Annotated in this window: 12 protein-coding genes, 1 tRNA gene and 1 pseudogene; 10 read left to right on the forward strand and 4 right to left on the reverse strand. The window is 69.7% G+C overall.

What is annotated here, in order from left to right; translation table 11 throughout:
- Nucleotides 1–84 precede the first annotated feature (84 nt).
- The 3 genes and pseudogenes from ACFFU4_RS06740 to ACFFU4_RS06750 all read left to right on the forward strand — a co-directional run bounded on the left by ACFFU4_RS06740 (nt 85) and on the right by ACFFU4_RS06750 (nt 3,377).
- On the forward strand, nt 85–1,284 hold the full coding sequence (locus ACFFU4_RS06740) for a BaiN/RdsA family NAD(P)/FAD-dependent oxidoreductase (RefSeq protein ID WP_377068369.1): 1,200 nt from the start codon (nt 85–87) through the stop codon (nt 1,282–1,284).
- 104 nt (nt 1,285–1,388) lie between these two features.
- Nucleotides 1,389–1,654: pseudogene (gene mraY / locus ACFFU4_RS06745) on the forward strand (phospho-N-acetylmuramoyl-pentapeptide-transferase); the annotation flags it as partial.
- A gap of 301 nt (nt 1,655–1,955) precedes the next feature.
- Entirely contained in the window at nt 1,956–3,377 is a 1,422-nt protein-coding gene (locus ACFFU4_RS06750; RefSeq protein WP_377068371.1) for a tetratricopeptide repeat protein, read from the forward strand.
- Nucleotides 3,378–3,587: 210 nt separating this feature from the next.
- Here ACFFU4_RS06750 and ACFFU4_RS06755 read toward each other — a convergent pair whose 3' ends face one another.
- Entirely contained in the window at nt 3,588–4,187 is a 600-nt protein-coding gene (locus ACFFU4_RS06755) for a TetR/AcrR family transcriptional regulator (protein ID WP_377068373.1), read from the reverse strand.
- 98 nt (nt 4,188–4,285) lie between these two features.
- On the opposite strand from ACFFU4_RS06755, the gene ACFFU4_RS06760 reads away from it, so the two are divergent.
- The 6 genes from ACFFU4_RS06760 to ACFFU4_RS06785 all read left to right on the forward strand — a co-directional run bounded on the left by ACFFU4_RS06760 (nt 4,286) and on the right by ACFFU4_RS06785 (nt 9,485).
- A complete protein-coding gene (locus tag ACFFU4_RS06760; protein WP_377068375.1) occupies nt 4,286–4,594 on the forward strand; it encodes a hypothetical protein in 309 nt (102 codons plus the stop codon).
- 74 nt (nt 4,595–4,668) lie between these two features.
- Nucleotides 4,669–5,955 (forward strand): homoserine dehydrogenase, encoded by a 1,287-nt coding sequence (locus tag ACFFU4_RS06765; protein ID WP_377068377.1) that lies wholly within the window; start codon nt 4,669–4,671, stop codon nt 5,953–5,955.
- Between the two features lie 67 nt (nt 5,956–6,022).
- Entirely contained in the window at nt 6,023–6,988 is a 966-nt protein-coding gene (glpX, locus tag ACFFU4_RS06770; RefSeq protein ID WP_377068379.1) for a class II fructose-bisphosphatase, read from the forward strand.
- A 7-nt stretch (nt 6,989–6,995) separates the two neighbouring features.
- On the forward strand, nt 6,996–7,562 hold the full coding sequence (locus tag ACFFU4_RS06775; RefSeq protein WP_377068381.1) for a cysteine hydrolase family protein: 567 nt from the start codon (nt 6,996–6,998) through the stop codon (nt 7,560–7,562).
- On the forward strand, nt 7,559–9,313 hold the full coding sequence (recJ, locus tag ACFFU4_RS06780) for a single-stranded-DNA-specific exonuclease RecJ (protein WP_377068383.1): 1,755 nt from the start codon (nt 7,559–7,561) through the stop codon (nt 9,311–9,313). Before ACFFU4_RS06775 ends, recJ begins: the two co-directional genes overlap by 4 nt.
- Nucleotides 9,314–9,410: 97 nt before the next feature.
- Nucleotides 9,411–9,485: transfer RNA gene (locus tag ACFFU4_RS06785), tRNA-Glu, on the forward strand.
- A gap of 160 nt (nt 9,486–9,645) precedes the next feature.
- On the opposite strand, the gene ribD is transcribed toward ACFFU4_RS06785, so the two are convergent.
- From ribD to ACFFU4_RS06800, 3 genes are all read right to left on the reverse strand, one after another.
- Nucleotides 9,646–10,743, reverse strand: a complete 1,098-nt coding sequence (gene ribD, locus ACFFU4_RS06790; RefSeq protein ID WP_377068385.1) for a bifunctional diaminohydroxyphosphoribosylaminopyrimidine deaminase/5-amino-6-(5-phosphoribosylamino)uracil reductase RibD — start codon at nt 10,741–10,743, stop codon at nt 9,646–9,648.
- A 4-nt stretch (nt 10,744–10,747) separates the two neighbouring features.
- Complete coding sequence (gene nrdR, locus ACFFU4_RS06795; RefSeq protein ID WP_377068387.1) at nt 10,748–11,227, reverse strand: transcriptional regulator NrdR; 480 nt, start codon at nt 11,225–11,227, stop codon at nt 10,748–10,750.
- Between the two features lie 136 nt (nt 11,228–11,363).
- Entirely contained in the window at nt 11,364–11,933 is a 570-nt protein-coding gene (locus ACFFU4_RS06800) for a hypothetical protein (RefSeq protein ID WP_377068389.1), read from the reverse strand.
- Nucleotides 11,934–12,115: 182 nt separating this feature from the next.
- Here ACFFU4_RS06800 and ACFFU4_RS06805 point away from each other — a divergent pair, with 182 nt between their 5' ends.
- Nucleotides 12,116–12,562, forward strand: coding sequence for a tellurite resistance TerB family protein (locus ACFFU4_RS06805; RefSeq protein WP_377068391.1), 447 nt, complete (start codon nt 12,116–12,118; stop codon nt 12,560–12,562).
- Nucleotides 12,563–13,109 lie beyond the last annotated feature (547 nt).

Raw genomic sequence — 13,109 nt, forward strand, 5'->3', positions numbered from 1 at the left:
GCGCAACACTCTAGCCGGAATCGCCGCCCGAGACCAGAGAGAACCCCCTTGCCTTTGCGCGGGTTTTCGCGTCTGAGGCCCGCCATGACACAGGCGGTCGACACGCTCATCCTCGGGGCCGGCGCGGCGGGCATGATGTGTGCCGCCCATTCCGGCGGGCGCACGCTCGTCATCGACCACGCACGCGCCCCGGGCGAGAAGATCCGCATCTCCGGCGGCGGGCGGTGCAATTTCACCAACCTCCACACCGCACCGGAAAATTTCCTGTCGCGCAACCCGCATTTCTGCAAATCGGCGCTGGCGCGCTATACGCAATGGGATGTCATCGACCTCGTCGGGCGGCACGGCATCGCCTGGCACGAAAAGACGCTTGGGCAGTTGTTTTGCGACGGGCGCTCCACGCAGATCGTCGGGATGCTCGTGGACGAGATGCGCCGCGCGGGGGCAGAGCTGTGGCTCTCGACGCAACTCGCCGACCTCTCCCATGACGGCGACCGCTTCCATGCCACGCTCGAACGCGAGGGCGCGCAGCAGGCCATCACCGCCCGCAACCTCGTGCTGGCCACCGGGGGCAAGTCGATCCCCGGGATGGGCGCGACGGGGATGGCCTGCGACATCGCCCAACGCTTCGGGCACGCGCTGACCGAAACGCGCCCCGCGCTGGTGCCGCTCACCTTTTCCGACGCGCCCTTCGCGGCCCTCTCGGGCACCGCCCTGCCGGTGCGCGCGTCCTGCGGCGGGGCCGCGTTCGAGGAGGCGGCGCTCTTTACCCATCGCGGGCTGTCGGGCCCGGCGATCCTGCAAATCTCGTCCTACTGGCGCGAGGGGGACGGGATCGCGCTCGATCTGGACCCCGGCGGCACGCTCTACGACGATCTGCGCGCCGAACGGCAGCGCCACGGCCGGCGCAACTTCACCACCGCGCTGTCGCAGCACCTGCCCGCGCGGCTCGTGACCAACCTCGCGCCCGCGCTCGACCTCTCGGGCAACCTCGCCGATCAGTCCGACGCGCGGCTTGGGCAGATCGTCGGGGCCCTGCGCGACTGGCGTCTCAAACCGACGGGCAGCGAGGGCTACCGCACCGCCGAGGTGATGCTGGGCGGCATCGACACCGCCGGGCTCAGCTCCGCCACGATGGAATCGCGCCATCTGCCGGGGCTCTATGCCATCGGCGAGGCGGTGGACGTGACCGGCTGGCTGGGCGGCTACAATTTCCAGTGGGCCTGGGCGTCGGGCCACGCGGCGGGACAGGCCATCGCGGCGCGCGCCGCGCAGCGGGGCTGAGCCGGACCGCCCCTCTCGCCCCCGCCCCGTCTTGCGTGTGCCGGGCAAGGTCACAGTCGTGACGCGACGGGCGGGGCACGGTTTTGCCGGATCAACCGGTGGATTTGGGCGGCGCGCCGGGCGCGGTCACGGTGGCCACCAAGCACGAGCTGGTGCTGGCCATCGTTGGTGGGCTGTTCCTGGCCGAGGCACTCTCGGTGATCGTGCAGGTGATCTATTTCAAGCGCACCGGCAAGCGCGTCTTCCTCATGGCCCCATCCACCACCATTACGAGAAGAAGGGCTGGGCCGAGCCGCAGATCGTCATCCGCTTCTGGATCATTGCGCTGATCCTCGCGATGATCGGGCTGGCGACGCTGAAATTGCGGTAGGGGGCGTTTCAGGCCCGAAAGGGACGGTCGGGCAAGCCGCGCATCGGCGGGCCGCGGCGCGGCGATCCAACGGTCGTGCTACCTTGCTTTATTCCAACCAATTCCGAAAAAGACCCGAGCGGCGCGTTGATGGCAATCATATCGCCGGGCCGGGGGGGCGGGTCATGCTGAAAGCATGCCTCCGGCATGACCGATGCGCGGCGGCGTGCAAGCACGCCTCGATTCCGCGCGGGGGCTGCACCCCTTCCCGTATCGCCTCAAACGGGTATTGTGGGGTTGAGGGTAATCGGGCGGGTCGGTGATGTTGGAATTGTGGATTGCCGTAAAGGAGTGGCTGGTCGCCGAGGCGGCTTGGGTCATCCCGCTTACGGCAATCATAGCGGCTTTGGCCGTTGTAATTGGCTGGGCCAAATGGCCCTTCAAACGCGACAAGCCCACCCAACTCGCCCCCGAGACCATCGACCAAATCAAACCACCGCAGGCCAGGGATGGCCCCGCCCTCACGACCCCCGAATTCATCCGTGTGCGCCGCGAACTCAAGGCCGATCTCGAACAGGAACTGGCCGAGGCCGACGACGCCGAGAAGGCCCAGCTTCGCGCCCGCATCGCCGAACTCGAATCCCAGATCGTCAACCCGGAAAAATCCCTCGCCGAAGCCCGCAAACGCATCGCCGACCTTGAGCGGCTCCTCGACCGCGAGGCCAACCATATCGGCGGCGACCGCATCGCGCGGGCCAAGGCGGCGCTGGAACAGGGCGACTACTCCCTCGCCGACGACATCTTCGCCGAGATCGAGGCCCGCAACGAACTGGCCGTTCAGGAAACCGCCCGCGCCGCCCATGGCCGCGGCGAGGTGGCTGAGGCCGAGGTCCGCTGGCACGACGCCTACACCCACTACAAGCGCGCCAGTGAATTGCATGAGACCTTTGATCACCTAACGGCCTACGCACGCATGACATGGCGGCTCGCCAAGGGGGCGGAGGCGATCTCAGTCCAAGAACAACTGGTTGACTGGGCCAAGTCAGAACATGGCGATGATAGCGCCGAATATGCCACTCAACTCAACAACCTCGCGGGCTTGGTGCAGGCGCAAGGGCGATATGAAGAGGCCGAGAGACTCTACTGCACGGCGCTGGAGATCGACCACGCGACAATCGGCGAGGGGCATCCGGGATATGCCACCCGCCTCAACAACCTCGCGCACGTTATACAGGCGCAGGGGCATTTTGAAGAGGCCGAGAGACTCTACCGCGTGGCACTGAAAATCGGTCTTACGACGATTGGCAAGGAGCATCCGGCCTATGCCATCCGCCTCACCAACCTCGCGGACGTAGTGCGGGTGCAGGGGCGGTATGTGGAGGCCGAGGCGCTCTGCCGCGAGGCAGTGGAGCTCGACCGCGCAACCATCGGCGAGGGGCATCCGAATTATGCCACCCACCTCAATAACCTCGCAGCCGTGGTGGAGACGCAATGGCGGTACGAAGAGGCCGAGGCGCTCTACCGCGAAGCGCAGGAGATCGACCTCGCAACAATCGGCGGGGGGCATCCGGAATATGCCATAAGACTTGGCAACCTTGGCAGGCTGCTGGGGCAGACCGGACGCCCAATCGAGGGCCGCGCAATGCTGGAACAGGCGCTGGCCATCTTCCGCGCCGCCCTGCCGTTGGATCATCCACATATCGCCGAGACGCAGCGCCGCCTCAAAGCCCTCCCCGACGACTGACCCCTGCGCGCCGCGCCCTCCTCTCGCCCCGTCATCCTCGGGCCCGACCCGAGGATCTCCCCGCCAACGGATCCTCCGGTCAAACCGGGGAATGACGTCCCCCTCACCGCGCGCCCCGTTAACCCCGCGCAGCGCCGCGCCCGGCACCGCCGCGATACCGACAGGATACCGACGCGATACCGACAGCGGTTTTTCCGCCTTTTCCGTGCGTTAACCCTGATTCGCCACCATCCGGCGGACCATGTCCCAATACACCGTCTCGACCTCGGCCAGCGACAGCCGTCCGCGCTCGCGGAACCAGGTGTTGACCCCCGTCAGCATGGCGATCAGCGCCATCGCCGCGATCCGCGGTTCGGCCACGGCAAAGCGGCCCTCGGCCACGCCCCGGCGCAGGATCGCCTCGGCCCTGGTTTCGTAATCGCGGCGTAACCCCTCGATAATACTGAAGTTTTCCGGCTCCAGGTTGCGCAGCTCCATGTAAGAGACAAAGACCGCGTCGGCGCGGCGGGTGTTGAACCGGATGTGGAACCGGGTGAACGCCTCCAGCGCGGTCGGCGCGCCCGCCCCGGTCGGCGGTGCGGCGGCATCCCAGGCGGCCAGCAACTCCTCCATGTGGGTGCGCATGAGGTCAAAGAGCAGGGTCTGCTTGTCGGGCGTGTAATTGTAGAGCGCGCCCGCCTGCACCCCGACCTCGGATGCGATTTTTCGCATGGAAACAGCAGCATAGCCGTGCTGCGCGAAGAGGTGCAGCGCCGCCTCGCGCACCCTTGGGCCGGTGATGCCGGAATGCGATCCCTGGGTTCGTGCCATGCGACAGGTTTATCTGAACATCCGTTCAGATCAAGGCCCCGCTTGCCCCCGCCCCCCCGGAATGGCAAGAAAGGGTGTCCGTTAGCCACGAGGCCGTGATGCGCCCCCTGCCCGCCTGTCTTGCCGCGATGATCGCGCTCGCCGCCTGTACCGAGCCCTACCCGGTGGCCCCCGATCTCGTCGCCTCGGGTGCCGCCGCGCCCTACCCCGACCTGGTCCCGGCAGAGCGCATCGCCGCGCAGGTACCGCCCGACCTGCCCCCCGGTCCGTCCGACACCGCCGCCCCCTCGCCCGCCGAGACCATCGGCAGCCGCGCCGCCCGCCTGCGCGCCCGCGCCGACCGCCTGAGCGGCCCGGTCATCGACCCCGACACCGAAACCCGCATGCGCCGGGGCGTGGCGGAGTGAGGCGCGTTGCAAGCCCCGGGCGAACCGGTTACATCGCGCCGCAAACCCCGCGTCCTTGAGTATCGGAGACCTCCATGAGCCCCCCCCTGCGTCTCGGCATTGCCGGGCTTGGCACAGTCGGCACCGGCGTGGTGCGCATCGTTCGCCAGAAGGCCGAACTCCTCGCCCGCCGCGCCGGGCGCCCGATCACCATCAGCGCCGTCTCGGCGCGCACCCGTGACCGCGACCGCGGCGTCAGCCTGTCGGGCTACGCGTGGGAGGATGACCCGGTGGCGCTGGCGCGGCGCGACGACGTGGACGTGTTCGTCGAGCTGATGGGCGGCTCGGACGGGCCCGCCAAGGCCGCGACCGAGGCCGCCATCGCCGCCGGCAAGGACGTGGTCACCGCCAACAAGGCGATGCTCGCCCATCACGGGCAGGCGCTGGCGCTGGCCGCCGAGGAGGCGGGCTGCGTGATCCGTTTCGAGGCGGCGGTGGCCGGCGGCATCCCGGTGGTCAAGGCGCTGACCGAGGGGCTTGCGGCCAACGAGATCACCCGCGTGATGGGGGTGATGAACGGCACCTGCAACTATATCCTGACGCGGATGGAGACCACGGGCCAGGGCTACAACGCGCTCTTCGAGGAAGCCGACAAGCTGGGCTTTCTGGAGGCCGATCCCAATCTCGACGTGGGCGGCATCGACGCGGGCCACAAGCTGGCGCTGCTCGCGTCCATCGCCTTCGGCTGCCGGGTGGATTTCGACGGGGTGACGCTGGAGGGTATCCAGGACATCACCCTCGACGACATCCGCCATGCCGCCGACATGGGCTACCGGATCAAGCTGCTGGGCGTCGCGCAGATGACCGGGCGGGGGCTGGAACAGCGCATGTCGCCCTGCCTCGTCCCGGCACAAAGCCCGCTGGGACAACTGGAAGGCGGCACCAACATGGTGGTGCTGGAAGGCGACCAGGTCGAACAGATCGTGCTGCGCGGCCCCGGCGCGGGCATGGGGCCGACGGCGAGCGCGGTCATGGGGGACGTGCTCGACATCGCGCGCGGTGCGCGGATCTCGACCTTCGGGCAGCCCGCCGGACGCCTCGGAAACTGCACCCGCGCGGGCACCGCCACACCCGCGCCCTACTACCTGCGCATGGCGCTGCGCGACAAGCCCGGCGCGCTGGCCAGGGTGGCCACCTGCCTGGGCGAGGCGGGCGTCTCGATCGACCGGATGCGCCAGTATCACCACGACGACAGCACCGCGCCGGTGCTGATCGTCACCCACAAGACCAACCGCGACGCGCTCGACACCGCGCTCACCGGCATATCCCGGCTCGACGTGCTGGCCGCCGACCCGGTCGCGCTCCGCATCGAGGCGGTCTGAGCCGCCGCTTGTGCGCGTGCTCCGCCCTGACTACTGTTGCCAAAGTTCATTGACCAAGGACCGCCCCATGACCTCCGAAATCGCTTTCAATGACCGCATGCTCTCGCTCGGGCTGGCGCGTGTGGCCGAACAGGCGGCCCTGGCCTGCGCGGACCTGATCGGCCGCGGCGACGAGAAGGCCGCCGACCAGGCCGCCGTCAACGCCATGCGCGAACAGCTCAACATGCTGGTCATGAAGGGCGTGGTGGTCATCGGCGAGGGCGAGCGCGACGAGGCACCGATGCTGTTCATCGGCGAAGAGGTCGGCACCGGCGACGGTCCCGGCGTCGATATCGCGCTCGACCCGCTGGAAGGCACGACGCTGACCGCAAAGGCGATGCCCAATGCCCTCACCGTGATCGCCATGGCCCCGCGCGGCACGCTGCTGCACGCGCCCGACACCTACATGGACAAGCTCGCCGTCGGGCCGGGATACCCCGAGGGCGTGGTATCGCTCGCCATGTCGCCGCGCGAACGGGTCGAGGCGCTGGCAGCCGCGCGCGGCTGCCGCCCCTCCGAGATCACGGTCTGCGTGCTCGAACGCCCTCGCCACGAGGACATGATCGCCGAGTTGCGCGGTACCGGCGCGGCGGTGCATCTCATCACCGACGGCGACGTCGCGGGCGTGATCCACTGCGCGGAATCCGAGCGCACCGGCATCGACATGTACATGGGCACCGGCGGCGCGCCCGAGGGGGTGCTGGCGGCGGCGGCGCTCAAGTGCATGGGCGGGCAGATGTGGGGACGGCTCGTGTTTCGCAACGACGACGAGCGCGGGCGCGCTCAAAAGGCCGGAATCACCGATTTCGACCGCGTCTATACCCGCGACGAGATGGTGACCGATCAGGTCATCTTCGCCGCCACCGGCGTCACCGACGGCTCGATCCTCAGGGGCGTGCACCGGCGGCCCGGCTTCGTCGAGACCGAGACGGTGCTGATGCGCTCGCGCACCGGGTCGGTGCGGCGCATGGTCTATCGCAACAAGCGGGATTGAGCGCGCGATGATGCGTGCCGCCCTTCTGCTGATCGACTTTCAGAGCGGCTTTGACGCGCCGGGCTGGGGTGCCCGCAACAACCCGCAAGCCGAGGCGCGGGCGGCCCGGCTACCCGGACATTGGCGCGGTGCCCGCGCGCCCGTGATCCATGTGCGACACCTGTCCCGCGAACAGGGAAGCCCGCTGACCCCGGAAACGGGCGGAACCGCGTTCAAGCCGGGCCTCGGGCCGCAGGACGGCGAACCCGTGTTCGGGAAACGCGTCAACAGTACCTTCATCGGCACCGCGCTCGAGGCGCATCTGCACGAGGCCGGTCTGGGCGCACTGGTGATCTGCGGGCTGACCACGCCGCATTGCGTCTCGACCACGGTGCGCATGGCGGCCAATCTGGGCTTTGACGTGACGCTCGCGCATGACGCCTGCGCCGCCTTCGCCACCAACGCCGATACGGGGTGGAAGGTCGGGACCGCCCCGATGGACGCGCAGGCGATCCACGACAGCGCGGTGTCGCACCTGCACGGCGAATTCGCCCGTGCCGTGGACGTCGAAGAGCTGCTCGATACTGCTCCATGACGGGGGGCGCGTTTCTCGACATCGAGGCATCCCTTACGGGGCGGCGCTGGATCGGACCGGGGCCGCAGGTCGCGCGCCACGCAGAGGCGATGGCGCAGGAGACCGGCCTGCCGCCGGCGCTGTGCGCGGTGCTGGCACGGCTCGGGGTCGCGCCGGACGCGGCCGAGGGATATCTGAGCCCCACCCTGCGCGACCTGCTCCCCGACCCGCGGAGCCTGCGCGACATGCAGACGGCGGCGGCGCGGCTGCTGGCGGCGGTGCGCGGGCGCGAGAGGATCGCGATCTTTGCCGATTACGATGTCGATGGCGGCGCCTCGGCGGCGCTGCTGATCGACTGGCTGCGGCGGATGCAGGCCCCGTCCCCCACGCTCTACATCCCCGACCGCATCGACGAGGGATACGGCCCCAACGCGCCCGCGATGACCGCACTGGCCGCCGATCATGACCTCATCATCTGCGTGGATTGCGGAACGCTGAGCCATGACGCGCTGGCCGCGGCAGACGGAACGGACGTGGTGGTCCTCGACCACCACCTCGGGGCCGAAACGCTGCCGCCCGCGCTCGCCGTGGTCAACCCCAACCGGCAGGACGAGAGCGGCGATCTGGCGCATCTGTGCGCCGCGGCGGTGGTGTTCCTCGTGCTGGTCGAAGCCGGCCGGCACCTGCGCGAGGGTGGCGGGCAAGGCCCCGACCTGATGGCGCTGCTCGACCTCGTGGCGCTGGCGACGGTGGCCGATGTCGCGCCGCTCAAGGGCGTCAACCGCGCGTTCGTGCGGCAGGGGTTGACGGTGATGGCCCGGCGCGCGCGCCCCGGGCTTGTGGCGCTCGGCGATGCCGTGCGGCTCGACCGGCCGCCCGCCGCCTATCACCTCGGCTTCGTTCTGGGGCCACGGATCAACGCCGGGGGCCGTGTCGGGCAGGCCGATCTGGGTGCACGGCTGCTGGCGACGCAGGATTCGGCCGAGGCGTGCGCGCTGGCCGAGCGGCTGGAGCGGCTCAACGAGGAGCGCCGCGAGATCGAGGCCGCGGTGCGCGGCGCGGCGCTGGCGCAGGCCGAAACGCGGGGCGTCGAGGCACCGCTGGTCTGGGCCGCGGGCGAGGGCTGGCACCCGGGCGTCGTGGGCATCGTCGCGAGCCGCCTCAAGGAGCTGACCAACCGTCCCGCCGTGGTGATCGGGCTGGACGGGGCCGAGGGCAAGGGCTCCGGCCGATCGGTCTCGGGGGTGGATCTCGGCGCGGCGGTGCAGCGGCTGGCGCGCGAGGGGCTCTTGCTCAAGGGCGGCGGGCACAGGATGGCCGCGGGGCTCACCGTAGCGCGCGACCGGCTGGAGGCGGCGATGGCGCGGCTGTCGGAGCTGCTGGCGCGGCAGGGCGCGGGCACGTCCGGCCCGGCCGACCTGCGGCTCGACGGCGTGCTCATGCCCGGGGCCGCGACGCCGGATCTCGTCGAGCGGCTGGAGGCGGCGGGACCGTTCGGCGCAGGCGCGCCGGGGCCGCGCTTCGTGTTTCCCGACTGCGCCATCGGCCATGCCCGCGCGGTGGGCGAGACTCACCTGAAGCTGCGGCTCGACGACGGGCTGGGCGGTCGGCTCGACGGCATCGCTTTCGGCGCATTCGACGGCCCGCTGGGCCCTGCCCTGCTGGCGCATGGCGGCGCGCGCTTTCACCTCGCCGGACGACTCGACATCAACCATTGGGGCGGGCGGCAGAGCGTGCAGCTCCGGCTCGAGGATGCCGCGCCCGCAGGCTGAGCCGCACCGGTTTTTCCTCTGTCACCACCGGATTTTTTTGCGAAATACCTCTTGCGCAACGCAGCGGTTTTTCATACTCACCCGTGACGCCAAGCACGGCCCGTTCGTCTATCGGTTAGGACGCCAGGTTTTCAACCTGGAAAGAGGGGTTCGATTCCCCTACGGGCTGCCATTTCCCTGAAATTGTTCCATTCTCAATCGATTGCCGGGGGCAGCGTCAACGGCAGGTGGATCCGAGGCGGACCCGGGGCATGTTCCCGTGGCAGGTCTTTGCCGTGCCAAAGCCCGGTCACGCGACCGGTGCCCTGGCGGGGGCGGATGCCCGCGCCGCGCTACCCGGCCCGCACCCAGCGGTGCATGACGTCGCCGCCCAGGGGCCGGGTCTCGACCAGATCGAACCGCGGCGCCTCGTCGAGCCGCGACAGGCCCAGCGCGCCCAGCCCGGGCAGGCCCTCGGCACCGATGGCGAGCCCGGCGGTGAAACCCACCAGCTCGTCAACGAGCCCCGCGCCGATCAGCGACGCGGCCAGCGCGCCGCCGCCCTCGCACAGCACCCGGGTGAGCCCAGCCGCGCCCAGCGCGCGCAGCACCGTGCCCGGCTCAACCTGCCCCGCCACCACCGCGCAGGGCAGCAGCCGCGCGCCCAGCCCCTGCCAGGCGGCGGCAAGCGCCGGCTCGATCCCGTCGCCGTGGCACAGCCAAAGCGGCACCTCGCCGGCGCTCTGCGCCATCCGGGAGGTCAGCGGCAGATCGAGCCTGCGCGACACCACCACGCGCACCGGCTGATATCGCGCGCCCATGCCGCGCACCGTGAGCACAGGATCGTCGGCGCGCGCCGTGCCCGCCCCCACCATCACCGCGTCGTGGCGCGCGCGCATGGCGTGCACCGCGCGCCGCGCCTGCGCGCCGGTGATCCACCGGCTGTGCCCCGAGGCGGTGGCGATCCGCCCGTCAAAGCTCGCCGCAAGCTTGAGCGTCACACGGGGCCGCCCTTCGGCATTGCGCAGCAGGAACCCCGCGTGATCACGCGCCGCCGCGTCGGCCAGGACGCCGGTCGTGACCTCGATCCCGGCGGCGCGCAGCGCGGCAAAGCCCTGCCCGGCCACGCGCGGATCGGTGTCGTCGAAGGGGGCGACCACCCGCGCCACCCCCGCCGCGATCAGCGCCCCGGTGCAGGGCGGGGTGACGCCGTGATGCGCGCAGGGCTCCAGCGTGACATAGGCGGTGGCGCCACGCGCGGCCTTGCCCGCCTGCGCCAGCGCGATCGTCTCGGCATGGGGCCGACCGCCCGCCCCCGTCACTCCGCGTCCGACGATCCGGCCCGCACGCGTGATGACGCAGCCCACCGCCGGATTGGGTGCGCATCGCCCCATCCCCCGCCGCCCGAGTGACAGGGCCAGCGCCATGAAACGGGCGTCCGGCTCGGGCACGCGGTCAGTCTTGCGCCGGGGCCTGCGCGGCCTCGTCGGGGCGCAGTTCGCTCACGAACCGGTCGAAATCGTCGGCGGCCTGGAAATTCTTGTAGACGCTGGCAAAGCGGACATAGGCCACCGTGTCGATCCGGGCGAGCGTCTCCATCACGATCTCGCCGATGGTCTTGGAGGGAATGTCGGTATCGCCCATGCTCTCGAGCCTGCGTACGATGCCCGAGATCATCTGTTCGACGCGCTCGGGCTCGATCGGGCGTTTCTGCATGGCGATGCGGATCGAGCGTTCGAGCTTGTCGCGGTCGAAATCCTCGCGCCGCCCGTTGGTCTTGATCACCACGAGGTCGCGCAACTGCACGCGCTCATAGGTGGTGAACCGCCCGCCGCAGCCCGGGCAGAACCGGCGTCTGCGGATCGAGACATGCTCTTCCGCGGGGCGCGAATCCTTGACCTGCGTGTCGATATTTCCGCAAAACGGACAGCGCATCCCCCGTCCCCCTTCTTGTCTCTGCCTCTCGGATCGTGGGTCTGCCGCCCGGATATCCACAGGCACTATAGGACAGCCGCAAGGTTTTGGGTAGGGGGGATTTCCCGCCCCCAGATCAAGGGGGGCGGCGCACCGGTCACTTTCGCGGGCGTCCAAAGGCGCGCGGCGCCCGCATCCCGAAAAACGGGGCCAGAACCGCGCGCCAGAGGCTTTGCATCTCCCGCTCGGGGTGCGGCGCGGGCGGGGCCTGACACCATGCGGTGTCGAACAGCGGTGCGAGCCGCGCCTCGTCCAGCACCCAGCGGCCGCATCGCCCCTCGTGCCGGTCGGCACGCTGATAGCCGAGCCAGCGGTCAAGCGGGGCCCGGCAGGCCAACCGCGCGCCCGGCGCGGGCAGGTAAAAGCCGCTGTTGATGCGCAGGCAGATATTGTCGAGCTGGCGCGCGACCGGGCGAAGCCGGTCCGGGACATCCGGCTTGGGCAGGTAATTGAACCGCTCCGGCGCGCCGCGAAAGAACACGCACAGCGCGGTCGCAAGGTCGAGATCGCGGCGCGCCATCGCCCGCCCCAGCCCCGCAAGGGGGGCCTCCGACCAGTCCGTCGCGGCAAGCGCGGCGGCCAGCGCATCGCCCGACAGACGGTCCAGCGCGCCGGACCCGGATGTTTTGTCCGCGCCCTGAGCGCCGGTCGGCGATGGTCCTGTCATTTATGTCGTCCCGTGAAATCAAGAGTCCGGTCCAGACTCTGGCCGCATCAGGGGATTTCTTTGAAACAAACGTGGCAACGATGCGGCAAGAGGTCACGACGCGTGAACACAGTGTTCACGGCGCGGTGTCCCCGGTCGATTTCCGCTTTGGTCCGGGCGGCGCGTCCCGTTAAGCTCACCTTATGTTGGCCCGCATCCTCCACGCGCTCTCCGCGCCGAAAACGGCCCCCCTGCCCGAGCCTGACGAGCGGCTCGCTCTGGGCGCGCTCATGGTGCGCATCGCCAAGTCCGACCGCGACTATGCGCTGGCCGAGATCAAGCGGATCGACCGTCTGCTCGCCGCCCTGAACGGCATCGGACCGGTCGAGGCGGCGCGGATGCGCGCGACCTGCGAGCGTCTCGAACGCGCCGCGCCCGGCACCGACCGGTTCGGCCACATGATTCGCGACCGCGTCAGCATCGACGCGCGCGCGGCGGCGCTCGAGGCGCTGTGGGAGGTGGTGCTGTCCGACGGCGATTGCGCGCCCGAGGAGGTCGCCGTACTCGACCTTGCACGCGACGCGATGGGGCTGGGAGAGGCCGACAGCGCCGCGGCGCGGGCGCGCGCCGAGGCGCGGGGAGGGGCATGACGCGAACGTGATGACACTGCGCCGCGAATCGGCGCCATGTCGAATTGATTGGCGTCGATGACGCAACAATTGCCCGCCAATATCGGAATTGACCACGCTTCCCGAACGACAAGCCGAGTCATCGACTCCGCATCACGCCGGGCAGTCGCGAAAACGTCGCATGGCCGGACCTCGGAAACAATCGCGTCCCGATCGCACCGGGATTCGGGCTCCGCCCCTGTCGATACAGTATTTTTCGCGCGCAGAACGCCATTCGCAGATCGGTTTCGCGAAACAATCCGCCGGACAATCATGGCGCGGGGAGGGCAATAATGGCGGAAATCGGGCAGCGCCCGGCAATCCGGGCACATTCCTGACAAGATTCTTCTTGGGCACGGGGCCGCACTGGCGTAAAACATCGACAGCCTGACTGGGGGGTCATGTTCATAGGTCACGGGGGCGACCGCTCTGATCCGCTGCGCGATCCGTCGCGCATCCGGAGGCGTGAGCGCCTGTCATCCGGTCGTCGGGCCGGATGTCAATGCACACGGCACGACCGTGGCGATGG

It is taken from the genome of Roseovarius ramblicola (genome assembly GCF_042430665.1).
GTDB lineage: Bacteria > Pseudomonadota > Alphaproteobacteria > Rhodobacterales > Rhodobacteraceae > Roseovarius > Roseovarius ramblicola.

Bases quoted from the DNA above. Each gene is read 5' to 3' on its own strand.
- ACFFU4_RS06740 (WP_377068369.1), top strand. From the start codon at position 85: ATGACACAGGCGGTCGACACGCTCATCCTCGGGGCCGGCGCGGCGGGC.
- ACFFU4_RS06750 (WP_377068371.1), top strand. From the start codon at position 1,956: ATGTTGGAATTGTGGATTGCCGTAAAGGAGTGGCTGGTCGCCGAGGCG.
- ACFFU4_RS06755 (WP_377068373.1), bottom strand. From the start codon at position 4,187: ATGGCACGAACCCAGGGATCGCATTCCGGCATCACCGGCCCAAGGGTG.
- ACFFU4_RS06760 (WP_377068375.1), top strand. From the start codon at position 4,286: ATGCGCCCCCTGCCCGCCTGTCTTGCCGCGATGATCGCGCTCGCCGCC.
- ACFFU4_RS06765 (WP_377068377.1), top strand. From the start codon at position 4,669: ATGAGCCCCCCCCTGCGTCTCGGCATTGCCGGGCTTGGCACAGTCGGC.
- glpX (WP_377068379.1), top strand. From the start codon at position 6,023: ATGACCTCCGAAATCGCTTTCAATGACCGCATGCTCTCGCTCGGGCTG.
- ACFFU4_RS06775 (WP_377068381.1), top strand. From the start codon at position 6,996: ATGATGCGTGCCGCCCTTCTGCTGATCGACTTTCAGAGCGGCTTTGAC.
- recJ (WP_377068383.1), top strand. From the start codon at position 7,559: ATGACGGGGGGCGCGTTTCTCGACATCGAGGCATCCCTTACGGGGCGG.
- nrdR (WP_377068387.1), bottom strand. From the start codon at position 11,227: ATGCGCTGTCCGTTTTGCGGAAATATCGACACGCAGGTCAAGGATTCG.
- ACFFU4_RS06800 (WP_377068389.1), bottom strand. From the start codon at position 11,933: ATGACAGGACCATCGCCGACCGGCGCTCAGGGCGCGGACAAAACATCC.
- ACFFU4_RS06805 (WP_377068391.1), top strand. From the start codon at position 12,116: ATGTTGGCCCGCATCCTCCACGCGCTCTCCGCGCCGAAAACGGCCCCC.